Here is a 23,315-nt window from a genome sequence, read left to right as displayed (position 1 = left end):
GGCAGGGAGCGGCCCTGTCCATACCAACACGCCACAGGAGACACGCATGTCAGCGAACGACGCCCGCCCCGGTACCACCGCGTCCGATCTGGACGCCCAGGAAACCCGCGAATGGATGGAGGCGTTGACCGCCGTCATCGAACGCGAAGGCCCTGAACGCGCCCACTACCTGCTGGAGCAGCTGCTGGAAGAGGCCCGTCAGCACAGCGTGGACATGCCGTTCTCCGCCACCACCGGCTATGTCAACACCATCGAGCCCGGTGAAGAAGCGCACAACCCCGGCAACCTCGAACTCGAAGGCCGCCTGCGCGCCTACATGCGCTGGAACGCCATGGCGATGGTGGTCAAGGCCAACCGCCTGAACCCCGCCGATGGTGGAGACCTGGGCGGCCACATCAGTTCCTTCCAGTCGCTGGCCCACATGTTTGCGGTCGGCTTCAACCACTTCTGGCACGCCGACAACACCGATGCCGGCGGCAACCACGGCGGCGACCTGCTCTACATCCAGGGCCACAGCGCGCCGGGCATCTATGCCCGCGCCTTCATGGAAGGCCGCCTGAGCGAGGAACAGCTGCTCAACTTCCGCCAGGAAGTGGCGGGCAAGGGCATCTCCAGCTACCCGCACCCCAAGCTGATGCCGGAGTTCTGGCAGTTCCCCACGGTGTCCATGGGCCTGGGCCCGCTGATGGCCATCTACCAGGCGCGTTTCCTGAAGTACCTGCACGCCCGCGGCATCGCCGACACGTCGCAGCGCAAGGTCTGGGTGTTCTGTGGCGACGGCGAGATGGACGAGCCCGAGAGCCTGGGCGCCATCGGCCTGGCCGCGCGCGAGAAGCTCGACAACCTGGTGTTCGTCGTCAACTGCAACCTGCAGCGCCTGGACGGCCCGGTGCGCGGCAACGGCAAGATCATCCAGGAGCTCGAGGGCGAGTTCCGGGGTTCCGGCTGGAACGTCATCAAGCTGCTGTGGGGCCGTGAGTGGGACGCCCTGCTGGCGCGCGACAAGGACGGCGCCCTGCGCAAGATCATGATGGACACCCTGGACGGCGACTACCAGGCCATGAAGGCCAACGACGGGGCGTTCGTCCGCAAGAACTTCTTCGGCCGCGACCCGCGCACCCTGGAGCTGGTCTCCAAGATGAGCGACGAGGACATCTGGGCCCTGCGCCGGGGCGGCCACGACGCCCAGAAGGTGTACGCCGCCTTCCACCGCGCCTACCACCACGAGGGCCAGCCCACCGTGCTGCTGGTCAAGACGGTCAAGGGCTACGGCATGGGCAAGGCCGGTGAGGGCAAGAACACCGCCCACCAGACCAAGAAGCTGTCGGACGAGGACATCCGCTACATGCGCGACCGCTTCAACCTGCCGATTCCGGACAGCGAGCTGCCCAAGATCCCGTTCTACAAGCCGGCCGACGACACGCCGGAAATGAAGTACCTGCACGAGCGCCGCAAGGCCCTGGGTGGCTACCTGCCCAAGCGACGCCCGGTCAGCTCCGAGAGCTTCACCGTGCCGGCACTGGACAACTTCAAGGCGGTGCTGGAACCCACGGCCGAGGGCCGCGAGATCAGCACCACCCAGGCCTATGTGCGTTTCCTGACCCAGCTGCTGCGCGACCAGGCCCTGGGCCCGCGCGTGGTGCCCATCCTGGTGGACGAGGCCCGCACCTTCGGCATGGAAGGCCTGTTCCGCCAGATCGGCATCTACAACCCGGCAGGCCAGAAGTACACCCCGGTCGACAAGGACCAGGTCATGTACTACCGCGAGGACCAGGCCGGCCAGATCCTGCAGGAAGGCATCAACGAGGCCGGCGGCATGGCCAGCTGGATCGCAGCCGCCACGTCCTACAGCACCAACAACCGCATCATGGTGCCGTTCTACGTGTACTACTCGATGTTCGGCTTCCAGCGCATCGGCGATCTGGCCTGGGCCGCCGGCGACATGCAGGCCCGCGGCTTCCTGCTGGGTGGCACCTCCGGGCGCACCACGCTCAACGGCGAAGGCTTGCAGCACGAGGACGGTCACAGCCACATCCTGGCCGGCACCATCCCCAACTGCGTCTGCTACGACCCGACCTTTGCGCACGAGGTGGGCGTCATCCTGCACCATGGCCTCAAGCGCATGGTGGAGAAGCAGGACAACATCTTCTACTACCTGACCCTGCTCAACGAGAACTACGCCATGCCGGGCCTGAGGGCCGGCACCGAGGAGCAGATCATCAAGGGCATGTACCTGCTCAAGGAAGGCGCCAAGCTGACCCCGCGCGTGCAGCTGCTGGGTTCGGGCTCCATCCTGCGGGAGAGCCTGTTTGCGCAGGAGATGCTGGAGAAGGAGTGGGGCGTGTCGGCCACCGTGTGGTCGTGCCCGAGCTTCAACGAGCTGGCCCGCGACGGCATGGACGTGGAGCGCTGGAACCTGCTGCACCCGCTGGAAACCCAGCGCGTGCCCTTCGTGACCCAGCAGCTCGCCGGCCACGCCGGCCCGGTGGTCGCGTCCACCGACTACATCAAGAGCTTTGCCGAGCAGATCCGCCCCTACCTGCCCAAGGGCCGCACCTACAAGGTGCTGGGCACCGACGGCTTCGGTCGCAGCGACTTCCGCAGCAAGCTGCGCGAGCACTTCGAGATCAACCGCCACTACATCGTGGTGGCGGCCCTCAAGGGTCTGGCCGAGGAGGGCACCGTGCCCATGTCGCAGGTGGCCGAAGCCATCCGCAAGTACGGCATCGACGCCGACAAGATCAACCCGCTCTACGCCTGATCCCGGGAGACACACATGGCACTGGTGGAAGTACAAGTCCCGGACATCGGGGATTTCGATGAAGTGGCAGTGATCGAGCTGCTGGTCAAGCCCGGCGATGCGGTCAAGGCCGAACAGAGCCTGATCACGGTGGAGTCCGACAAGGCCTCGATGGAGATTCCGTCGTCGGCCGCCGGCGTGGTCAAGGAACTGCGCGTGAAACTGGGGGACAAGGTCAAGCAGGGCTCGGTGGTGCTGGTGCTGGAGGCCGAAGGTGCCGCTGCGGCGCCCGCGCCCGCTGCCGCGCCTGCCGCCGCACCTGTGGTTGCGGCCGCTCCTGCTCCGGCTGCCGCCGCTCCCGCGGCTGCTGCCGGCCCGGTCGAGGTGCGTGTGCCCGACATCGGCGACTTCAAGGACGTCGCCGTCATCGAGTTGCTGGTCAAGCCCGGCGACACCATCCAGGCCGAGCAGAGCCTGATCACGGTGGAGTCCGACAAGGCCTCGATGGAGATCCCGTCGTCGGCCGCCGGTGTGGTGCAGTCGCTGGCGGTGAAGATCGGCGACAAGGTCAACATCGGTGATCTGGTGGCGGTGCTGCAGGGCAGCTCGGCCGCTGCTGCTCCGGCCCCGGTGGCCGCACCGGCTCCGGTGCAGGCACCGGCACCGGCGGCTTCGCCTGCCGTGGCCGCTGCCGCCGCGCCCGTGGCGGCCGCTGTGGCGGCCCCGGCGCACCAGCCGGGCGGTGCCCCGCTGGGCCTGCCGCACGCCTCGCCCTCGGTGCGCAAGTTCGCCCGTGAACTCGGCGTGCCGCTGGCCGAGGTCAAGGGCTCCGGCCCCAAGGGCCGCATCACGCTGGACGATGTGCAGCAGTTCACCCGCTCGGTCATGGCGGGTGCGGTGCAGACCCAGGCGCAGGCCGCCAAGGCACCGGCTGCTGCGGCCGGTGGTGGCGGCAGCGAGCTGGGCCTCATCCCATGGCCCAAGGTCGACTTCGCGAAGTTCGGTCCGATCGAGCGCAAGGAACTGGGCCGCATCAAGAAGATCAGCGGCGCCAACCTGCTGCGCAACGCGGTGATGATCCCGGCCGTCACCAACCACGACGACGCCGACATCACCGACCTGGAGGCCTTCCGCGTGGCCACCAACAAGGAGAACGAGAAGAGCGGCGTGAAGGTCACCATGCTGGCCTTCCTGATCAAGGCCTGCGTGGCCGCGCTCAAGAAGTTCCCCGAGTTCAACAGCAGCCTGGACGGCGATGCGCTGGTCTACAAGCAGTACTGGCACATCGGCTTTGCCGCCGACACGCCCAACGGCCTGGTCGTGCCGGTCATCAAGGACGCCGACAAGAAGGGCATCCTGCAGATCAGCCAGGAAATGGGCGAGCTGGCCAAGAAGGCCCGCGAGGGCAAGCTGGGCCCGGCCGACATGAGCGGTGCGACCTTCACCATCTCCAGCCTGGGTGGCATCGGCGGGCGTTACTTCACGCCCATCATCAACGCGCCCGAGGTGGCCATCCTGGGCGTGTGCAAGAGCCAGATGGAGCCGGTGTGGGACGGCAAACAGTTCGTGCCGCGCCTGATGCTGCCGCTCTCGCTCACCTGGGACCACCGCGTCATCGACGGCGCGGCGGCCGCACGCTTCAACGCGTACCTGGGCCAGATCCTCGGCGACTTCCGTCGCGTGCTGCTGTAAAGGAACCCGAACATGGCAACCATGGACATCAAGGTTCCCGACATCGGTGACTTCGCCGAGGTGGCGGTCATCGAACTGCTGGTCAAGCCCGGCGACACCATCAAGGCCGAACAGAGCCTGATCACGGTCGAGTCCGACAAGGCCTCGATGGAGATCCCGTCGTCGCACGCCGGTGTGGTCAAGGAGCTCAAGGTCAAGCTCGGCGACAAGGTCGCAGAAGGCTCGGTGGTGCTCACGCTGGAAGTGGCGGGTGCCGCACAGGCGCCAGCCCCCGCTGCGGCACCTCCGGCCGCTGCCCCGACCCCCACTGCGGCGTCCGTTGCAGCCCCGACGGCCGCCACCTTTGCCGGCAGTGCCGATCTGGACTGCGACCTGCTGGTGCTGGGCGGCGGCCCCGGTGGCTACTCCGCCGCGTTCCGCGCCGCCGACCTGGGCCTGAAGGTGGTCATCGTCGAGCGCTACGCCACCCTGGGCGGTGTGTGCCTGAACGTGGGCTGCATCCCGTCCAAGGCGCTGCTGCATGTGGCCGCCGTCATGGACGAGGTGAGCCACATGGCCGACCTGGGCGTGGAGTTCGGCCGGCCGGTGCTCAACATCGACAAGCTGCGTGGTCACAAGGAAAAGGTGATCGGCAAGCTCACCGGCGGTCTGGCGGCCATGGCCAAGATGCGCAAGGTCACCACGGTGCGCGGCTACGGCGCCTTCGTGGGCCCCAACCACCTGGCGGTGGAAGAAACCACCGGCAGCGGCCAGGAGAAGACCGGCGCGAAGAAGGTTGTGGCCTTCAGGAAGTGCATCATCGCCGCCGGCTCGCAGGCGGTGCGGCTGCCCTTCATGCCCGACGATCCGCGCGTGGTGGACTCCACCGGTGCGCTGGAGCTCAAGGATGTGCCGAAGAAGATGCTCATCGTCGGCGGCGGCATCATCGGCCTGGAGATGGGCACGGTCTACAGCACGCTGGGCGCCCGCCTGGACGTGGTGGAGATGATGGATGGCCTGATGCAGGGCGCCGACCGCGATCTGGTCAAGGTCTGGGAAAAGATGAACAAGCACCGTTTCGACAACGTGATGCTCAAGACCAGGACCGTGGGCGCCCAGGCCACGCCCGAAGGCATCAAGGTGCAGTTTGAGGGCCTGGATGGCACGAAGAGCGAAGGCCTGTACGACCTGGTGCTGCAGGCGGTGGGCCGCACGCCCAACGGACGCAAGATCGCGGCCGAACAGGCCGGCGTGGCCGTGACCGACCGGGGCTTCATCAACGTCGACATCCAGATGCGCACCAACGTGCCGCACATCTTTGCCATCGGCGACATCGTCGGCCAGCCCATGCTGGCCCACAAGGCGGTGCACGAGGCGCATGTGGCGGCCGAGGTGGCGGCCGGCGAGCTGCTGGGCGACAAGGAGCTGGCTGCCAGCGCCTTCAACGCCCGGGTGATCCCGAGCGTGGCCTACACCGACCCCGAGGTGGCCTGGGTGGGCCTGACCGAGGACCAGGCCAAGGCCCAGGGCATCAAGGTGAAGAAGGGCCTGTTCCCGTGGGCGGCTTCCGGCCGTGCCATTGCCAACGGGCGCGACGAGGGTTTCACCAAGCTGCTGTTCGACGACTCGCCCGAGGCCCATGGCCACGGCAAGATCCTGGGCGGCGGCATGGTCGGCACCCACGCCGGCGACATGATCGGCGAGATCGCGCTGGCCATCGAGATGGGGGCCGACGCGGTGGACATCGGCAAGACCATCCACCCGCACCCCACGCTGGGCGAGAGCATCGGCATGGCGGCCGAAGTGGCGCACGGCTCGTGCACCGACGTGCCGCCGGCGCGGCGCTGAGGCAGCCGCCTGCTCCAACAAGAAACCCGGCCAAGGCCGGGTTTTTTCATGGGCAGGCGCCGGGCCGAGCTCGGGGGATCATGGCTCCTGCTGCTGGGGCAGCACGCGGCGGGCACCGTTGAAGCGGGCATTCCAGTAGGCGATGCGCATGTCTTCCACCCGCACCTGGGCGCCGGCCCGGGGGGAGTGGATGAACTTGCCGTCGCCCACGTAAATGCCCACATGGCTGAAGGCGCGGCGCATGGTGTTGAAGAACACCAGATCACCGGGCTTGAGTTCGCTGCGGTCGATCACCTGGGTGGCGGCGGCCTGCTCGTCGGAGCGACGCGGCAGGATCTTGCCGACCGACTGTTCGTACACGGCGCGCACGAAGCCGCTGCAGTCGAAGCCGCTGTCGTGGCTGTCGCCGCCCCACTTGTAGGGCACGCCCAGGAAGGCCATGGCGTTGATGACCAGACTGGACGCCTGTTCGCTCATGGAGGCCCGGGCCTGCTGCACCTGAGCGCCCAGGCGGTCGATCAGCCCTTTTTCGGCCAGCAGCGCATCCATGTCCTGGTAAGCCTGGGAGCCGCCCTGGGCACCACCCTGGGTCTGCGACCAGACCGTGTGCGGGGCGCACAGGGCCGAGGCGGCGATCAGCAGGGCAGGGAGGTGGCGGGTCATGGTGCGCGAGGGTAACGGCAGCCAGCGCCAGCGTCAAGCGAGAAAAACGCTGTAAGCGCTTGATTCAGTTCTGTTTTTTGGTCACAGACCGGGAAGGCGGCGTGGGCAGGTCCACCATCACCGGCTGACCCGGCGTGGTGCAGCCGGTGTCGCAGCAGCGGCCGGGCTGGCGGTTGCGGGTGATGGGGCGGGCCGGGTCGTGCGGGGCCGGCGCGGCTTCGCCCTGGCTGGTCAGGCCGCGCTCCAGCAGGCGCTCGACCAGCTCCACCTTGTTCCCCAGCGGGTAGTGGCGCCAGATTTCCTGCTTCATGGCCGCCGGGGAGCCGCCACCGTGCAGGCTGATCACGCTGTACCAGCCGCCCTGGTAGCCGGCGGTGAGGTCTTCGATGAAGCGGGCGGTCTGGATGCGCTGCTCGTAGGGAATGTCGGGGTGGGCACGCAGCACGTCCGAGAGGCGGGCAGCGGTTTCGGGGTTGTGGTCTTCGTCGGGGCCGGGCAGGGTGACGATCAGCCCGCCGCTCACCGTGTGGGCAATGCGGTGCATGTCGTAGATCTTGGTGGCCAGCAGCAGCTTGCCGATGTTGGCGAACACCGGGTCGGGCATGAAGACGCTGCAGTGTTCGTCCTGGCGGCCGTACACGCTGGCGGTCACGCCGCAGGCGTAAAAGCCTTCGGTGATGGTGATGAGCTCCACCATCTGTTCGCGCAGGTGGCTCTCGGCGCCGGGGTCGAAGCCGTTGGCCTCGCACATCAGGGCCCCTGCGCCGATCAGCAGGTCGCCGAAGCCGGCCCGCGCCGCGATGCAGGTCTGGCGGTGGTGGGTGGCGTAGCTGTAGGTCAGGTGGCCGCTGTGTTCCCATTCGCCGGCCAGGAACACCTGGTCCCAGGGCACGAACACCCGGTCGAAGATGCACACGCCGGTGCTCTGGCCGTACTTGCGCGAGAAGAGGGCGTCGCCGTGCTCCAGCTTTTCGCCCGGGCGCCCGGCCGGGCGGGCCACGATGGTCAGGCCGGGGGCATCCACCGGCACCGCGCAGCAGACCGCAAAGTCGGCGTCCTCGGCGCCCATGTTGCGGCAGGGCATGACCAGCAGCTCATGCATGTAGGGCGCGCCGGTGACGATGGCCTTGGTGCCGCTGATGACGATGCCCCGGGCGTTGCGTTCCACCACGTGCACATAGGTGTCCGGGTTGGCCTGCTGGTGCGGGCGGCGGCTGCGGTCGCCCTTGGCGTCGGTCATGGCCACGCCCAGGGTCAGGTCCTGGGTCTGCACGCGGTGCAGGTAGGCCAGGAACCGGTCGCGGTGGGTCCGGCTGCCGCCGGCATCGTCCAGCCGGGCCGCCAGCTGGGCGATGGCGTTCAGCGCATCGTGGGTGAGGTAGCGCTGGGCGCAGCCGGTTTCCTGGCAGATCAGGCGCACCGCTTCGAGCTTGTTGAGCAGGTCGCCGGTGCTGGTGCTCAGGTGGGTCATGCGGTTGACCACGCGGCCGCTGCTCTGCTCGACCGGGGTCATGAGCGTGGCCAGCTCGGGGCGGTGGGCCAGATCGTAGGTCAGGGCCACGGCATTGATGCCGGGCTGGAAGGCCGGCTCGTCGGCCACCGATGCCACCCGCCGGCCGTCCACGAACACGGTGGGCCGCAGGCGGCGCAGGGACTCGCGGTAGTCGGCGCCAGTCATCAGCGGAGAGGTATCTGCAGCGGTGTTCATGGAATCCAGTCCTGTGGAAATCAGTGCACGTCGATCATCACGTTCGACATCGGTCATGTATTTGAACATTGTTCAAATAATTGATCAATGATGATTTATTTCAACATCCAGCGCGTCGTCGGTACACTGAAAGCATGAATGTGCAGCTCGACGAACTCCGTCCGGTGCCCAGCGAGGCCGAGCGTGAAGCCGCCCAGCGGCAGCTGGAACTGCGGCAGCAGCGCCAGCTGGCCATGTCCGACACCCGGCGCGCGCTGGTGCTGGATGCCGCGCGCAGCGTGTTTGCCGAAAAGGGACTGGAAGGTGCGGGCATCCGCGAGATCGCCCGCCGCGCCGGTTACACGCCGGGTGCGCTTTACAGCTACTTCGACAGCAAGGAGGCCATCTACGCCGCGCTGCTGTCCGAATCGCTCGACCGCCTGCACGCCGAGGTGGCGGCGGCCCGGGCGCCCAAGGGGCAGCCGCAGCGGCTGCTGGCCGAGCGGGCGAATGCCTGGTTCGGTTTTTATGCGCGCAATCCGCGCGACCTCGACCTGGGCTTCTACCTGGTGCAGGGCCTGGCGCCCCGAGGGCTGAATCCGGAGCTGGACCGGGCGCTCAACCAGCGCCTGATGGACGCTTTGCGGCCTTGTGAGCAGGCACTCGAAGACCTGGGTCTGCCGTCCGACCTGGCGTTGCAGGAAAACGCCGCGTTGTTCGCCCATGGCGTGGGCTTGCTGCTGCTGCAGCACACCGGGCGCATCCGCCTGTTCGGGCAGTCGGCGCCGTACCTGTTCCAGCAGTACGTGGACCGGCTGATCGAGCGGGTCATGCCGCAGGCGGCCGGCCCGGGCGCCCAGCCCGACCTGTTTGCCGGCTGATCCGGTGCGGCCGGCTGCGAGAATCGGATCTTTTGATCTGCCGGATGCCCCATGCTGCTTGACGTCGAAGAATCCCAACTCGTGCTGGTCGATTACCAGGAACGCCTGATGCCGGCCATGTTCGAGTCGGCCACCGTGCTCGACAACGCCCACCGGCTGGCCCGCATGGCCCGGCTGCTGGAAGTGCCGGTCTGGGGCACCGAACAGAACCCGGCCAAGCTGGGACCGAACCCGGCGGCCATCCGCGAGGCCTGCCGCAAGACGCTCTCCAAGATGCATTTCAGCGCCGTGGCCGATGGTCTGGCCGACTGGCTGCGGCCACCCGCACGGCCGGCCGGCGGCAATGCCCGCAGCCTGCCCAAGCACCTGCAGAAACCGGCGGCCCCCAGCCAGCCGGAGCGGGGCACCATCGTGGTGGCCGGCTGCGAAGCCCATGTGTGCCTGCTGCAGACCGCGCTGGAGCTGATCGAGCAGGAGTTCGATGTGTGGGTTGTGACCGATGCCTGCACCTCGCGCACCGAGCGCAACCGCGATGCCGCCTTCGACCGCCTGGCCGGCGCCGGCGCGGAGCTGGTCACGACCGAGATGGTGGCCTTCGAATGGCTGCGCACCGCGGACGATCCGCGCTTCAAGGATGTGCACGGCCTGATCAAGTGAGGAAGCGGTGGTGGGGGCCCATCAGGGTTCCCACCGTCAGCCGACTGCAAGCGGGCTGCTCATAATTAAGAATTCAGATCGTTCAGCGATCCAGCCCCCCGACCAACGAGGAGACAACACATGGGTTCGTCCGCCAAGTCCGCGAATTACGCCGACTTCCACCGCCGCTCGCTCGAAGACCGCGACGACTTCTGGACCGAGCAGGCGGCCCTGATCGACTGGCACCGCCCGTTCGACCGGGTCTGCAACCACGACAACCCGCCCTTTGCGCGCTGGTTCGAGGGCGGGCTGACCAACCTGTGCCACAACGCGGTGGACCGGCATCTGAAGGACCGGCCCGATCAGAACGCGCTGATCTTCGTCTCGACCGAAACCGACCAGGAGCGCGTGTACTCCTTCCGCGAGCTGCACGTGGAAGTGCAGCGCATGGCCGCCGTGCTCAAGGCCCAGGGCGTGCGCAAGGGCGACCGGGTGCTGATCTACATGCCCATGATTCCCGAGGCGGCGTTTGCCATGCTGGCCTGCGCCCGCATCGGCGCCATCCATTCGGTGGTGTTCGGCGGCTTCGCCAGCCATTCGCTGGCCTCGCGCATCGAGGATGCGTCGCCCGTGGCCATCGTGAGTGCCGACGCCGGCTCGCGCGGCGGCAAGGTGGTGGAGTACAAGCCGCTGCTGGACGAAGCCATCCGGCTGTCCAGCCACAAGCCGTCGTCGGTGGTGCTGGTCGACCGGGGCCTGGCCCCCATGGCCATGGAGGCCGGCCGCGACCACGACTACGCCAGCCTGCGCGCACAGCACATGGACGCGCAGGTGCCCTGCGAGTGGCTCGAATCCACCGAGATCAGCTACACCATCTACACCAGCGGCACCACCGGCCGGCCCAAGGGCGTGCAGCGCGACGTGGGTGGCTACGCCGTGGCGCTGGCGGCCAGCATGAAGCACATCTTCATGAGCCAGCCGGGCGAGACCTATTTCTCCACCAGCGACATCGGCTGGGTGGTGGGCCACAGCTACATCGTGTATGGCCCGCTGATCGCCGGCATGGCGACCATCATGTACGAGGGCCTGCCCATCCGCCCGGACGGCGGCATCTGGTGGAGCCTGATCGAGAAGTACAAGGTCAGCGTCATGTTCAGCGCGCCGACCGCGGTGCGCGTGCTCAAGAAGCAGGACCCGGCCTACCTCAAGAAGTACGACCTCTCCAGCCTGAAGGCGCTGTTCCTGGCCGGCGAGCCGCTGGACGAGCCCACCGCGCGCTGGATCGCCGACGGCCTGGGCGTGCCCATCATCGACAACTACTGGCAGACCGAGAGCGGCTGGCCCATCCTGACCATTGCCAACGGCGTGGAGCGCAAGGACAGCAAGTTCGGCAGCCCGGGCATCCCCATGTACGGCTACAGCGTGAAGCTGCTGCACGAGAGCACCGGCGAGGAACTCACCGGGGCCGACGAAAAGGGCGTGGTGGTCATCGAAGGGCCGACGCCCCCGGGCTTCATGCAGACGGTGTGGAAGGACGATGCCCGCTTCGTCAACACCTACTGGAAGAGCATCCCGGGCAAGCTGGTCTACAGCACCTTCGACTGGGGCATCCGCGACAAGGACGGCTACTTCTACATCCTGGGCCGCACCGACGACGTGATCAACGTGGCCGGTCACCGCCTGGGCACCCGCGAGATCGAGGAGAGCATCTCCAGCCACCCCAACGTGGCCGAGGTGGCGGTGGTGGGCGTGGCCGACAACCTCAAGGGCCAGGTGGCCATGGCCTTCGTGGTGGCCAAGGACAGCACCACCCTGGGCGATGCCCAGGCCCAGCTCAAGCTCGAAGGCGAGATCATGAAGCTGGTGGACAGCCAGCTCGGCGCCGTGGCCCGGCCGTCGCGGGTGCGCTTCGTGTCGGTGCTGCCCAAGACCCGCAGCGGCAAGTTGCTGCGCCGGGCCATCCAGGCGGTCTGCGAAGGCCGCGACCCCGGCGACCTGACCACCATGGACGACCCGGGCGCCCTGCAGCAGATCCGCGATCTGTTCGCCTGAGCGGCGTCGGCTGCGTCGGTATCTGGCTATGATGGTTTGCTTATATAGCCAGACGCCGAAACAGGACCCGCCATGGAAGACATGATCGGAACCACCGCCCAGGTCGAAAAGGCCCGGGTCTTCGAGCTGGCCGCCGAACTCTTCGGCGTGCTGGCCACCCCCATGCGCCTGCGCATCCTGAGCGCGCTGTGCGACCAGGAAAAGTCGGTCTCCCAGCTGCTGCAGGAGATCGACACCACCCAGCCCAACCTGTCGCAGCACCTCAACCTGCTGTACCGCTCCGGCATCCTGGCGCGGCGCAAGGAGGGCACCCAGGTGATCTACCGGGTGCAGAGCGAACAGGCCGTCACCCTGTGCCGCACCGTCTGCACCCAGATCGCCATCGAGATGGACGAGCCCGGTTCGGTGCCGGCCACCCAGCGCCTGACCCCGCGCGGTGGGGTCTGAGGGCCGCCGTTTTTAATTTCTTGCCCTTGCGGCCGATCTAACTGGCACAATTCGGCCTGCAGCCAGTCCTTCCACAGTCACTGTCGCATCCGCCAATCGGTCCAGCCGTGTCGCGGAAGGTTTTTTCAACCAGCTAATGTTCCCTGCAGGGGAACGGAGGTCAGCGGATTCATGAGCGATACGCCATCGAGCGCAGGCAACGTCTATGTTGCCTACAAGAGCAACTCCTACCTGTTCGGCGGCAACGCCCCCTACGTGGAGGAGATGTACGAGAACTACCTGCAGAACCCGGGCAGCGTGCCCGACAACTGGCGCAGCTACTTCGACGCCCTGCAGCACGTTCCCGCTGTCGACGGCTCTGACGCCCGCGACGTTCCGCACCTCCCCGTCGTCAATGCCTTTGCCGAGCGCGCCAAGCAGGGTGGCACCAAGGTGGTCATTGCCGCCGGCGCCGACTCCGACCTGGGCCGCAAGCGCGTCTTCACCCAGCAGCTGATCGCCGCCTACCGCAACGTGGGCCAGCGCTGGGCCGACCTCGACCCCCTCAAGCGCACCGAGCGCCCGGCCATTCCAGAGCTCGAGCCGTCGTTCTACGGCTTCAGCGATGCCGACCTCGAGACGGTGTTCAACACCAGCAACACCTTCTTCGGCAAGGAAACCATGCCGCTGCGCGAGCTGCTGAACGCGCTGCGCGAAACCTACTGCGGCTCCATCGGCGCCGAGTACATGTACATCACCGACCAGGCCCAGAAGCGCTGGTGGCAGGAAAAGCTGGAGAGCATCCGCAGCAAGCCGAACTTCACGGCCGACAAGAAAAAGCACATCCTGGAGCGCCTGACGGCGGCCGAAGGCCTGGAGCGTTACCTGCACACCAAGTACGTCGGCCAGAAGCGCTTCTCGCTGGAAGGCGGCGAGAGCTTCATCGCCGCCATGGACGAGCTGATCCAGCAGGCCGGTGCCAAGGGCATCCAGGAAATCGTGATCGGCATGGCCCACCGCGGCCGCCTGAACGTGCTGGTCAACACCCTGGGCAAGATGCCCAAGGACCTGTTCGCCGAGTTCGACCACACCGCACCCGAAGAGCTGCCCGCCGGTGACGTGAAGTACCACCAGGGCTTCAGCTCGGACGTGTCCACCCCTGGCGGCCCGGTGCACCTGAGCCTGGCCTTCAACCCCTCCCACCTGGAAATCGTGAACCCGGTGGTCGAGGGTTCGGTGCGTGCCCGCATGGACCGCCGTGGCGATGCGCTGGGCGCCCAGGTGCTGCCGGTGCTGGTGCACGGCGACGCCGCCTTTGCCGGCCAGGGCGTCAACCAGGAAACCCTGGCACTGGCCCAGACCCGTGGCTACTCCACCGGCGGCACGGTGCACCTGATCATCAACAACCAGATCGGTTTCACCACCTCCGACCCGCGCGACCTGCGCTCCACCCTGTACTGCACCGACATCGTCAAGGGTGTGGAGTCGCCGGTGCTGCACGTCAACGGCGATGACCCGGAAGCCGTGGTGCTGGCGGTCCAGCTGGCGCTGGAGTACCGCCTGGAGTTCCGCAAGGACGTGGTGGTCGACATCATCTGCTTCCGCAAGCTGGGCCACAACGAGCAGGACACCCCCAGCCTGACCCAGCCGCTGATGTACAAGAAGATCGCGGCCCACCCCGGCACGCGCAAGCTGTACGCCGACAAGCTGGCCGCCCAGGGTCTGGGCGAGTCGCTGGGCGACGACATGGTCAAGGCCTACCGGGGCGCGCTGGACGAAGGCCGTCACACCGTCGATCCGGTGCTGACCAATTTCAAGAGCAAGTACGCGGTGGACTGGGCGCCCTTCCTGGGCAAGAAGTGGACCGACGCGGCCGACACCGCCATTCCGCTGACCGAGTGGAAGCGCATCGCCGAACGCCTGACCACCATCCCCGAAAACGTCACCCCGCACCAGCTGGTCAAGAAGGTCTATGCCGACCGCGCGGCCATGGGCCGTGGCGAGATCAATGTGGACTGGGGCATGGGCGAGCACATGGCCTTTGCCACCCTGGTGGCCAGCGGCTATGCGGTGCGCCTGTCCGGCGAGGACTGCGGCCGGGGCACCTTCACCCACCGCCACGCGGTCATCCACGACCAGAACCGCGAGAAGTGGGACGAGGGCACCTACATCCCGCTGCAGAACGTGGCCGAGAACCAGGCCCCGTTCGTGGTGATCGACTCCATCCTGTCGGAAGAGGCGGTGCTGGGCTTCGAGTACGGCTACGCCGGCTCCGACCCGAACACCCTGGTGATCTGGGAAGCCCAGTTCGGCGACTTCGCCAACGGCGCCCAGGTGGTGATCGACCAGTTCATCGCTTCCGGTGAAGTGAAGTGGGGCCGCCTGAACGGCCTCACCCTGATGCTGCCGCACGGCTACGAAGGCCAGGGCCCCGAGCACAGCTCGGCCCGCCTGGAGCGCTTCATGCAGCTGGCCGCCGACACCAACATGCAGATCGTGCAGCCCACCACGGCCAGCCAGATCTTCCATGTGCTGCGCCGCCAGATGATCCGCCCGCTGCGCAAGCCGCTGGTGCTGTTCACCCCCAAATCGCTGCTGCGCAACAAGGACGCCACCTCGCCGCTGTCGGAGTTCACCAAGGGCGGTTTCCAGACCGTGCTGCCGGAACAGAACGCCGATGTGGTGAAGAAGGCCGACAAGGTCAAGCGCGTGATCGTGTGCTCGGGCAAGGTCTATTACGACCTGGTCAAGAAGCGCGAGGAGAAGGGTGCCGACGATGTGGCCATCGTGCGTATCGAGCAGCTCTACCCGTTCCCGCACAAGGCGTTCGCGGCCGAGATCAAGCGCTTCCCCAACGCCACCGACATCGTGTGGTGCCAGGACGAGCCGCAGAACCAGGGCGCCTGGTTCTTCATCCAGCACCAGATCCACGAGAACATGCTCGAGGGTCAGAAGCTGGGCTACGCCGGTCGTGCCGCATCGGCCTCGCCGGCCGTGGGTTACGCCCACCTGCACCAGGAACAGCAGAAGCACCTGATCGAGGCGGCCTTCGCCAAGCTCAAGGGTTTCATCCTCACCAAATAAGTCGGTCCGTGGCTGACCCCGCGCGCGGCATCGTGCCGCAGCGGGGCTTCACGCGCGGCACAACCCGAACACACGCATCCCAGGAAACAACATGGCAATCGTTGAAGTCAAAGTTCCGCAGCTCTCTGAATCCGTGGCCGAGGCCACCCTGCTGCAGTGGAAGAAGAAGGTCGGTGAGGCAGTGGCCGCCGACGAGATCCTGATCGAGATCGAGACCGACAAGGTCGTGCTCGAAACCCCGGCCCCCGCTGCCGGCGTGCTGGTGGAAATCCTGCAGGGCGACGGTGCCACCGTGGCCGCCGACCAGGCCATCGCCCGCATCGACACCACCGCCGTGGTGGGCGCGGCTCCGGTCGCCGCTGCACCGGCACCCGCGCCGGTGGCAGCGCCTGCTGCAGCCCCGGCCGCCGCCGCTGCCGTGGGTGGTGCCAAGGCCGGTGTGGCCATGCCCGCCGCCGCCAAGCTCATGGCCGACAACGGTCTGGCCGCCGGCTCGGTGGCCGGTTCCGGCAAGGACGGCCGCGTGACCAAGGGCGACGTGCTCGGCGCCCTGGCCAACCCGCCCGCCGCTGCGCCCAAGGCCGCGCCGGCCGCTGCCATCCCGACCGGCGCACCCACCAAGGCGCTGCCGCAGGTGCCGGTGGTCACGCCCGACCTGGGTGACCGCCCCGAAGAGCGCGTGCCCATGACCCGCCTGCGCGCCCGCGTGGCCGAGCGTCTGCTGCAGTCGCAGGCCACCAACGCCATCCTGACCACCTTCAACGAGGTCAACATGGCCCCGGTGATGGAGATGCGCAAGAAGTTCCAGGAGAAGTTCGAGAAGGAGCATGGCGTCAAGCTGGGCTTCATGAGCTTCTTCGTGAAGGCGGCCGTGCACGCCCTCAAGAAGTTCCCGGTGCTCAACGCCTCGGTGGACGGCAACGACATCGTCTACCACGGCTACTTCGACATCGGCATCGCCGTGGGTTCGCCGCGCGGCCTGGTGGTGCCCATCATCCGCAACGCCGACCAGCTCAGCTTTGCCGACATCGAGAAGAAGATCGCCGAATTCGGCCAGAAGGCCAAGGACGGCAAGATCGGTCTGGACGACCTCACCGGCGGCACCTTCTCCATCAGCAACGGCGGCACCTTCGGCTCCATGCTGTCCACGCCCATCATCAACCCGCCGCAGTCGGCCATCCTGGGCGTGCACGCCACCAAGGACCGCGCGGTGGTGGAGAACGGTCAGATCGTGATCCGGCCCATGAACTACCTGGCCATGTCCTACGACCACCGCATCATCGACGGCCGCGAGGCCGTGCTGGGCCTGGTGGCCATGAAGGAAGCGCTGGAAGATCCGGCCCGCCTGCTGTTCGACATCTGAGGACATGACGATGAGCCAACAATTCGACGTCATCGTCATCGGTGGTGGCCCCGGCGGCTACATCGCTGCCATCCGCGCGGCCCAGCTGGGCTTCAAGGTGGCCTGCATCGACGAGTGGAAGAACGCGGCCGGCGGCCCGGCCCCGGGCGGCACCTGCACCAACGTGGGCTGCATCCCGTCCAAGGCGCTGCTGCAGTCGTCCGAGCATTTCGAGCACGCCAACAAACACTTCGCGGACCACGGCATCACCGCCACCAACGTCAAGATCGACATCGCCAAGATGATCGGCCGCAAGGACACGGTGGTGAAGCAGAACAACGACGGCATCCTGTACCTGTTCAAGAAGAACAAGGTGTCCTTCTTCCATGGCCGCGGCTCGTTCGTGAAGGCGGTGGACGGCGGCTACGAGATTGCCGTGGCCGGTGCCCAGAACGAAACGCTGACGGGCAAGCAGGTGATCGTGGCCACCGGCTCGAACGCCCGCGCGCTGCCGGGCGTGCCGTTCGATGAAGAACTGGTGCTGTCCAACGACGGCGCGCTGCGCATCGGTGCCGTGCCCAAGAAGCTGGCCCTGATCGGCTCGGGCGTCATCGGCCTCGAGATGGGCTCGGTCTGGCGCCGCCTGGGTGCCGACGTGACCATCCTGGAAGGTCTGCCGACCTTCCTGGGCGCGGTGGACGAGCAGATCGCCAAGGAAGCCAGGAAGGCCTTCGACAAGCAGGGCCTGAAGATCGAGCTGGGCGTGAAGGTCGGCGAGATCAAGACCGCCAAGAAGGGCGTCACGGTGAACTACACCAACGCCAAGGGCGAGGCCGTGGCGCTGGAGGCCGACAAGCTGGTGGTGTCGATTGGCCGCGTGCCCAACACCAACGGCCTGAATGTCGAGGCGGTGGGCCTGCAGCTGGACGAGCGTGGCGCCATCGTGGTGGACGCCGACTGCCGCACCAACCTGCCCGGCGTCTGGGCGGTGGGTGACGTGGTGCGTGGCCCGATGCTGGCCCACAAGGCCGAGGAAGAGGGCGTGGCCGTGGCCGAGCGCATCGCCGGCCAGCACGGGCATGTCAACTTCAACACCATTCCCTGGGTCATCTACACCAGCCCGGAAATCGCATGGGTGGGCCGCACCGAGCAGCAGCTCAAGGCCGACGGCGTGGCGTACAAGGCTGGCACTTTCCCGTTCCTGGCCAACGGCCGCGCACGGGCGTTGGGCGACACCACCGGCATGGTCAAGTTCCTGGCCGATGCGGCCACCGACGAGATCCTGGGCGTGCACATCGTGGGCCCCATGGCCTCCGAGCTGATTGCCGAAGCCGTGGTGGCCATGGAGTTCAAGGCCAGCGCGGAAGACATCGCCCGCATCTGCCACGCCCACCCGTCGTTGTCGGAAGCCACCAAGGAAGCCGCTCTGGCGGTGGACAAGCGCACGCTCAACTTCTGATCGACGTCTGCACGTGAGCGTCCGCAGCGCCTACGAGGCCGCGCTGAAAGAGCGCGGCTACACCACCGACCCCGCCCAGCAGCGTGCCATCGACGCGCTGGAGCGGTGCGCGTCCGAATGGGCGGTCTACAAGCAGAAGCGGTCCAACTCGCTCAAGAAGCTGTTCAACCGGCCGGACGTGCCACGCGGTGTGTACATGTTCGGCGGGGTGGGGCGCGGCAAGAGCTTCCTGATGGACTGCTTCTTCCAGGCCGTGCCCATCCGCCGCAAGACGCGGCTGCACTTCCACGAGTTCATGCGCGAGGTGCACCGCGAGCTGCGCGATCTGCAGGGCACGGTGAACCCGCTGGACGTGCTGGGCCAGCGCATGGCCCAGCGCTACAAGCTGATCTGCTTCGACGAGTTCCACGTGGCGGACGTGACCGACGCCATGATCCTGCACCGCCTGCTGGACGCGCTGTTCAAGGCCGGCGTGGGCTTCGTCACCACCTCCAACTTCCACCCCGACGGCCTGTACCCCGACGGTCTGCACCGCGACCGCATCCTGCCGGCCATCGAGCTGCTCAAGAGCCGGCTGGAGGTGATCAATGTCGACAACGGCACCGATTACCGCCAGCGCACGCTCAACCACATCGAGCTCTACCACTGCCCGCTGGGGCCGCAGGCCGACGAGGCCATGGAGCGCACCTTCAACGAGCTGGCCGAGGCGGGCGATCAGGACGCGGTGATGACCATCGAGTCACGCCAGATCCGGGCGGTGCGCCGGGCCGGCGGCGTGATCTGGTTCGATTTCCGCACCCTGTGCGGTGGCCCACGTTCCCAGAACGATTACCTGGAAATCGCCAGCCAGTTCCACACGGTGCTGCTGTCGAACGTGCCGCAGATGGCGGTGCGGCAGGCCTCTGAGGCCCGTCGCTTCACCTGGCTCATCGATGTGCTGTACGACCGCCGCGTCAAGCTGGTCATGTCGGCCGCCGTGCCGCCGGAGCAGCTCTACACCGAAGGGCCGATGTCGCATGAGTTTCCGCGCACCGTGTCGCGGCTGACCGAGATGCAGTCGCAGGAATTCCTGTCGCTGGAGCACCGGCTGGTGGACACCGGCCTGACCTGAGGCGCCAGCCTCAGAGCGGGTCGAGCTTGACGACCGCGATCGACAGGTTGTCGCCGCCGCCCTTGGCCCGGGTGCGGGCCTTCTGGATCAGGAACTCGCAGGCCTCGCGGGGGGTGAGCATGGACACGGTACTGGCCATCTCTTCCGGGTTGAAGTAGTGCCAGATGCCGTCGCTGCAGGCCAGGAGCACGTCGCCGGCCTGCAGGCGGCGGATGGTGTGCAGGTCCACCGGTGGGTCGTTTTCGGTGCCCAGGCACCCCATGAGGATGTTGGAGTGCGGGTGGTCCATGGCCTCCTGCTCGGTCAGCTCGCCCTGGTTCACCAGCGACTGCACATACGAATGGTCCAGCGTGCGGAAGTGCAGCTTGCCCTGGCGGAAGTGGTAGATGCGCGAGTCGCCGGCGTGCACGCAGTGGGCGCCCCCGTCGGGGGTGAGCACGAAGGCCGCCACGGTGCTGTGCGGCTCCTGTTCGGCCGCCACGGCGGTGAGCTTGATGACGATGTGCGATTCCTCGACGATCTTGCGCAGCAGGGCGTCCGGATCATCGGTCTCGGGGTCGAAGCGGTTGAACAGCTGCTGGGTCGTCAGCATGACCTGGTCGGAGGCCTTGCGCCCGCCGCTGCGGCCACCCATGCCGTCGGCCACCACCGCCAGCACACAGCCGGGAATGCGCTTGTGGCTGAGCAGGGCCACCTGATCCTGCTGGTAGTCGCGGTCGCCCCGGTGAAGGCCGGTGGATGCCTGGATGCGGTAGCCTTGGGTCATGAAGCTGCGTCGCCTTGAGGTCGGGATGGCTGTCGGAGTGACGGCGTGAATGGTACCCCCGAGTGTGGCCGCCCGGCGCCCGTATCCCCGCAAGAACCGGCCGCAGGTCTCGTCGACGCCACACGGGCGGCGCTGACGCCGGAATCGCTGCAGCAGCGCTGGGGTCCGGGTTTCCGCCACCGCCCGGGGCAGCAGGTCATGGCCGAGGCCGTGGCCCGGGTGCTGGGCACCGGCGGCGCCCTGGCGGTCCAGGCCGGCACCGGGGTGGGCAAAACGCTGGCCTACCTGGTGCCCCTGCTGCTCAGCGGGCGCCGCGCCATCCTGTCCACCGCCACGCAGGCCCTGCAGGACCAGCTGTTCCACCGCGACATTCCCGCCGTGACCCGCGCCCTGGGCCTGCCGGTGCGGCTGGCCCTGCTCAAGGGCCGCTCGGCCTATGTGTGTCTGCACCGCCTGCGCAACCAGACCGCCATGCATGTGCCCGGGCGCGACCCGGCCGACACCGTGCTGCTGGCCCAGCTGCTGCACTGGGCCAGCAGCAGCACCAGCGGCGACCTGGCCGAGGTGCCGGCACTGGAGGCCCGAGCGGCGCTGCGCCCGCTGGTCACCTCCACCCGGGACAACTGCCTGGCCACCGAATGCCCCGATCTCGACCGCTGCGCCGTCTACCGGGCCCGGCGCAGCGCGCTGGAGGCCGACTGGGTGGTGGTCAACCACCATGTCTTCATGGCCGATCTGGATGTGCGCGAGTCGGGGGTGGTGGCCCTGCTGCCGCAGGCCGAGGCCATCGTGTTCGACGAAGCGCACCAGCTCAACGACACCGCCATCGGTTTCCTGGGGCGCCGGGTCACGTCGGCCCGCTGGACCGATCTGGCCCGCGACCTGCTGTCGGTCACCCGTGTCCATGCGGCCGGGGTGCGCCCATGGTCGGCCTGGGCGCTGGACCTGGAGCGCTGCAGCCGCACCCTGGGCGAACTCGCCGGCAGCACCACGGCCACCGACACCCGCATTCCCTGGGATGGGGGTGCCCCGGCGGGCGTGGACGCCGCCGCCTGGAACCAGGCCTGCGTGGCGCTGGACCGGGTGCTGGGCTGGCTGCACGAGGGCCTGCAGGCCACCGCTGAGGCCGCCCCCGATCTGGTCCGGCTGGCTGCGCGGGTGGCTGAGGCGCGCACCGACTGGCGTCGGCTGGTCGGCGAGCCCGCAGCCCCCGGCGAGGTGCGCTGGCTCAGCCGCCACACCGCGCGCCGCTGGGAGGTGCACCAGACCCCGGCCGACAGCGCCGGCCTGTTTCCCGGTCTGCTGGCGGCGCGCCCGGAGGTCAGCTGGATCTTCACCTCGGCCACGCTGGGACACGACGAATCCCTGAGCTGGTTCACGCGCAGCCTGGGACTGGCCGAGCCCGATGGAACCCCGGTCGGCGGCGTGCAGGTGCTGCGGGTGGACACGGCCTTCGACCATCTGCGCCAGGCGGCCCTGCATGTGCCGCCCGATCTGCCGGAACCCGGCGAGCCCGGTCACCTGGAAGCCCTGGGACAGCGCCTGGCCGGGTGGGTGGGGCGGCTGGGTGGCCGCACCCTGGTGCTCACCACCACCAACCGGGCGGCGCGCCAGCTGGCCGAGGCCTTGCGCCTGCAAAGCCGGCAGGAGGGCTCGGGCCTGGCTGGGCTGCTGGTGCTGGCGCCCACCGCCTCGGCCCGCCGCCATGCGCTGGAGACATTCCGGCGCCCGGGCGATCGGCCCATGGTGCTGATCGCCTCGGGCGGCTTGTGGGACGGTGCGGATCTGCCCGGCGACGCCCTGCAGCTGGTGGTGATCGACAAGCTGCCGTTCCCGCCGCCGGACGATCCGCTGGTGCAGGCGCGGGTGCAGCGGGCACGGGATCAGGGGGTGGACGGCTTCAAGGCGGTGCACCTGGCCGAAGCGGCCCTGGCGCTGGGGCAGGGGGCCGGACGGCTGATCCGCAGCGAGACCGACCGCGGTGTGGTGGTGCTGGCCGATGGCCGCGTGCTGCGGCGTTCTTACGGGCCGATGCTGCTGTCGGCCATGCCGCCCATGCGCTGGCTGGCGAGCGAGGAAGAACTGCGGGAAGAGCTGGAAGCGCTGGTCAGGGACCGCGCGCTCACCAGACCTTCCACCACGGGTTTTCCCGGGTTCTGAAACCCTGGCGCAGGAAATCGCTGTTGGGGTAGTTCGTCTGCATGATGCGGCGCGTGTCGTCGCGCAGCTGGGTCATGCCCAGGGCGTCGTAGGACTGCATCAGGATGAACAACGCCTCTTCCAGGGCCGGTGCGTCGGAGAACTCCGTCAGCGCCAGCTGGGCGCGGTTGATGGCCGCCACATGGGCGCCCCGGCTGTAGTAGTAGCGGGCCACATGCACCTCGTACTGGGCCAGCGAATTGACGATGTAGGTCATGCGCTGGCGGGCGTCGGGGGCGTACTTCGAGTCGGGGAAACGCTCGGCCAGTTCGCGGAAGGCCTCGAAGGATTCCTTGGCGGCCTTCTGGTCGCGCTCGGACAGGTCCTGGCGGGCCAGGGCGCCGAACAGGCCCAGGTTGTCGTTGAAGTTGACCAGGCCCCGCAGGTACAGGGCGTAGTCCATGGCCGGGCTGGTGGGGTGCAGGCGCTGGAAGCGATCGAGTGTGGCCAGGGCCTGGGCCGGCTCGGCGGCCTTGTAGTGGGTGTAGGCCTTGTCCAGCTGGGCCTGCTGGGCCAGCGGCGTGCCGGCAGCGCGACCTTCGAGTTTTTCCAGCAGGTTGGCCGCCTTCTCGTAGTTGCCGGCCTGGCGCTCGTCGGTGGCTTCGCGGTAGAGCTTGTTGGGGCTCCAGTTGGCCGTCTCGTCCACCGGAGCGGTGGAGGCGCAGCCCTGCAGTGCCAGCACGGCGGCCGCAGCCAGGGTCACGGCCGATAATCTCAAGCTCACATTCACAGGCATACCTCGACGACGGA

General features: G+C 67.8%; 16 protein-coding genes. 12 read left to right on the top strand and 4 right to left on the bottom strand.

Features of this window, described 5'->3' with window-relative positions:
• Positions 1 to 46 precede the first annotated feature (46 nt).
• The 3 genes from aceE to lpdA (WD026_RS04625) are packed head-to-tail and all read left to right on the top strand — an operon-like array spanning position 47 to position 6,259.
• Entirely contained in the window at positions 47 to 2,761 is a 2,715-nt protein-coding gene (gene aceE / locus WD026_RS04635; protein ID WP_425722470.1) for a pyruvate dehydrogenase (acetyl-transferring), homodimeric type, read from the top strand.
• Positions 2,762 to 2,776: 15 nt separating this feature from the next.
• Positions 2,777 to 4,432 carry a dihydrolipoyllysine-residue acetyltransferase gene (gene aceF, locus WD026_RS04630; protein ID WP_425722469.1) on the top strand — a complete coding sequence of 552 codons (1,656 nt, stop codon included), beginning with the start codon at positions 2,777 to 2,779 and terminating at the stop codon, positions 4,430 to 4,432.
• A gap of 12 nt (positions 4,433 to 4,444) precedes the next feature.
• Positions 4,445 to 6,259, top strand: a complete 1,815-nt coding sequence (lpdA, locus tag WD026_RS04625; protein ID WP_425722468.1) for a dihydrolipoyl dehydrogenase — start codon at positions 4,445 to 4,447, stop codon at positions 6,257 to 6,259.
• 78 nt (positions 6,260 to 6,337) lie between these two features.
• Here lpdA (WD026_RS04625) and WD026_RS04620 read toward each other — a convergent pair whose 3' ends face one another.
• Entirely contained in the window at positions 6,338 to 6,922 is a 585-nt protein-coding gene (locus WD026_RS04620) for a C40 family peptidase (RefSeq protein WP_425722467.1), read from the bottom strand.
• 64 nt (positions 6,923 to 6,986) lie between these two features.
• Positions 6,987 to 8,630, bottom strand: coding sequence for a 4-hydroxyphenylacetate 3-hydroxylase family protein (locus WD026_RS04615; RefSeq protein WP_425722466.1), 1,644 nt, complete (start codon positions 8,628 to 8,630; stop codon positions 6,987 to 6,989).
• 134 nt (positions 8,631 to 8,764) lie between these two features.
• Here WD026_RS04615 and WD026_RS04610 point away from each other — a divergent pair, with 134 nt between their 5' ends.
• From WD026_RS04610 to zapE, 8 genes are all read left to right on the top strand, one after another.
• Positions 8,765 to 9,490 carry a TetR/AcrR family transcriptional regulator gene (locus tag WD026_RS04610; RefSeq protein ID WP_425722465.1) on the top strand — a complete coding sequence of 242 codons (726 nt, stop codon included), beginning with the start codon at positions 8,765 to 8,767 and terminating at the stop codon, positions 9,488 to 9,490.
• A 51-nt stretch (positions 9,491 to 9,541) separates the two neighbouring features.
• On the top strand, positions 9,542 to 10,147 hold the full coding sequence (locus WD026_RS04605) for an isochorismatase family protein (protein ID WP_425722464.1): 606 nt from the start codon (positions 9,542 to 9,544) through the stop codon (positions 10,145 to 10,147).
• 120 nt (positions 10,148 to 10,267) lie between these two features.
• Complete coding sequence (locus WD026_RS04600; protein WP_425722463.1) at positions 10,268 to 12,178, top strand: propionate--CoA ligase; 1,911 nt, start codon at positions 10,268 to 10,270, stop codon at positions 12,176 to 12,178.
• Between the two features lie 72 nt (positions 12,179 to 12,250).
• Positions 12,251 to 12,625 carry an ArsR/SmtB family transcription factor gene (locus WD026_RS04595; protein ID WP_425722462.1) on the top strand — a complete coding sequence of 125 codons (375 nt, stop codon included), beginning with the start codon at positions 12,251 to 12,253 and terminating at the stop codon, positions 12,623 to 12,625.
• A 171-nt stretch (positions 12,626 to 12,796) separates the two neighbouring features.
• Positions 12,797 to 15,688, top strand: a complete 2,892-nt coding sequence (locus WD026_RS04590) for a 2-oxoglutarate dehydrogenase E1 component (protein ID WP_425722461.1) — start codon at positions 12,797 to 12,799, stop codon at positions 15,686 to 15,688.
• A gap of 91 nt (positions 15,689 to 15,779) precedes the next feature.
• Positions 15,780 to 17,051 (top strand): 2-oxoglutarate dehydrogenase complex dihydrolipoyllysine-residue succinyltransferase, encoded by a 1,272-nt coding sequence (gene odhB, locus WD026_RS04585; protein WP_425722460.1) that lies wholly within the window; start codon positions 15,780 to 15,782, stop codon positions 17,049 to 17,051.
• Positions 17,052 to 17,061: 10 nt separating this feature from the next.
• Positions 17,062 to 18,489, top strand: a complete 1,428-nt coding sequence (gene lpdA / locus WD026_RS04580) for a dihydrolipoyl dehydrogenase (protein ID WP_425722459.1) — start codon at positions 17,062 to 17,064, stop codon at positions 18,487 to 18,489.
• A gap of 13 nt (positions 18,490 to 18,502) precedes the next feature.
• The gene (gene zapE / locus WD026_RS04575) at positions 18,503 to 19,600 is read left to right on the top strand and encodes a cell division protein ZapE (protein ID WP_425722458.1); all 1,098 of its coding nucleotides are present in this window, start codon (positions 18,503 to 18,505) and stop codon (positions 19,598 to 19,600) included.
• Between the two features lie 10 nt (positions 19,601 to 19,610).
• Here zapE and WD026_RS04570 read toward each other — a convergent pair whose 3' ends face one another.
• The gene (locus WD026_RS04570; RefSeq protein ID WP_425722457.1) at positions 19,611 to 20,366 is read right to left on the bottom strand and encodes a PP2C family protein-serine/threonine phosphatase; all 756 of its coding nucleotides are present in this window, start codon (positions 20,364 to 20,366) and stop codon (positions 19,611 to 19,613) included.
• A 45-nt stretch (positions 20,367 to 20,411) separates the two neighbouring features.
• On the opposite strand from WD026_RS04570, the gene WD026_RS04565 reads away from it, so the two are divergent.
• Complete coding sequence (locus WD026_RS04565; protein ID WP_425722456.1) at positions 20,412 to 22,526, top strand: ATP-dependent DNA helicase; 2,115 nt, start codon at positions 20,412 to 20,414, stop codon at positions 22,524 to 22,526.
• On the opposite strand, the gene WD026_RS04560 is transcribed toward WD026_RS04565, so the two are convergent.
• Positions 22,489 to 23,301 (bottom strand): outer membrane protein assembly factor BamD, encoded by an 813-nt coding sequence (locus WD026_RS04560; RefSeq protein WP_425722455.1) that lies wholly within the window; start codon positions 23,299 to 23,301, stop codon positions 22,489 to 22,491. The two genes, WD026_RS04565 and WD026_RS04560, sit on opposite strands and share 38 nt — an antisense overlap.
• Between the last annotated feature and the right edge of the window lie 14 nt (positions 23,302 to 23,315).

The sequence above is a fragment of the Hydrogenophaga sp. R2 genome (assembly GCF_049843595.1).
Lineage (GTDB): Bacteria > Pseudomonadota > Gammaproteobacteria > Burkholderiales > Burkholderiaceae_C > Hydrogenophaga.
This window is presented reverse-complemented; position numbering and strand designations above follow the sequence as displayed.

Coding starts and splice junctions, on each gene's coding strand:
- aceE (WP_425722470.1), top strand. CDS start 47: ATGTCAGCGAACGACGCCCGCCCCGGTACCACCGCGTCCGATCTGGAC.
- aceF (WP_425722469.1), top strand. CDS start 2,777: ATGGCACTGGTGGAAGTACAAGTCCCGGACATCGGGGATTTCGATGAA.
- lpdA (WP_425722468.1), top strand. CDS start 4,445: ATGGCAACCATGGACATCAAGGTTCCCGACATCGGTGACTTCGCCGAG.
- WD026_RS04620 (WP_425722467.1), bottom strand. CDS start 6,922: ATGACCCGCCACCTCCCTGCCCTGCTGATCGCCGCCTCGGCCCTGTGC.
- WD026_RS04615 (WP_425722466.1), bottom strand. CDS start 8,630: ATGAACACCGCTGCAGATACCTCTCCGCTGATGACTGGCGCCGACTAC.
- WD026_RS04610 (WP_425722465.1), top strand. CDS start 8,765: ATGAATGTGCAGCTCGACGAACTCCGTCCGGTGCCCAGCGAGGCCGAG.
- WD026_RS04605 (WP_425722464.1), top strand. CDS start 9,542: ATGCTGCTTGACGTCGAAGAATCCCAACTCGTGCTGGTCGATTACCAG.
- WD026_RS04600 (WP_425722463.1), top strand. CDS start 10,268: ATGGGTTCGTCCGCCAAGTCCGCGAATTACGCCGACTTCCACCGCCGC.
- WD026_RS04595 (WP_425722462.1), top strand. CDS start 12,251: ATGGAAGACATGATCGGAACCACCGCCCAGGTCGAAAAGGCCCGGGTC.
- WD026_RS04590 (WP_425722461.1), top strand. CDS start 12,797: ATGAGCGATACGCCATCGAGCGCAGGCAACGTCTATGTTGCCTACAAG.
- odhB (WP_425722460.1), top strand. CDS start 15,780: ATGGCAATCGTTGAAGTCAAAGTTCCGCAGCTCTCTGAATCCGTGGCC.
- lpdA (WP_425722459.1), top strand. CDS start 17,062: ATGAGCCAACAATTCGACGTCATCGTCATCGGTGGTGGCCCCGGCGGC.
- WD026_RS04570 (WP_425722457.1), bottom strand. CDS start 20,366: ATGACCCAAGGCTACCGCATCCAGGCATCCACCGGCCTTCACCGGGGC.
- WD026_RS04560 (WP_425722455.1), bottom strand. CDS start 23,301: ATGCCTGTGAATGTGAGCTTGAGATTATCGGCCGTGACCCTGGCTGCG.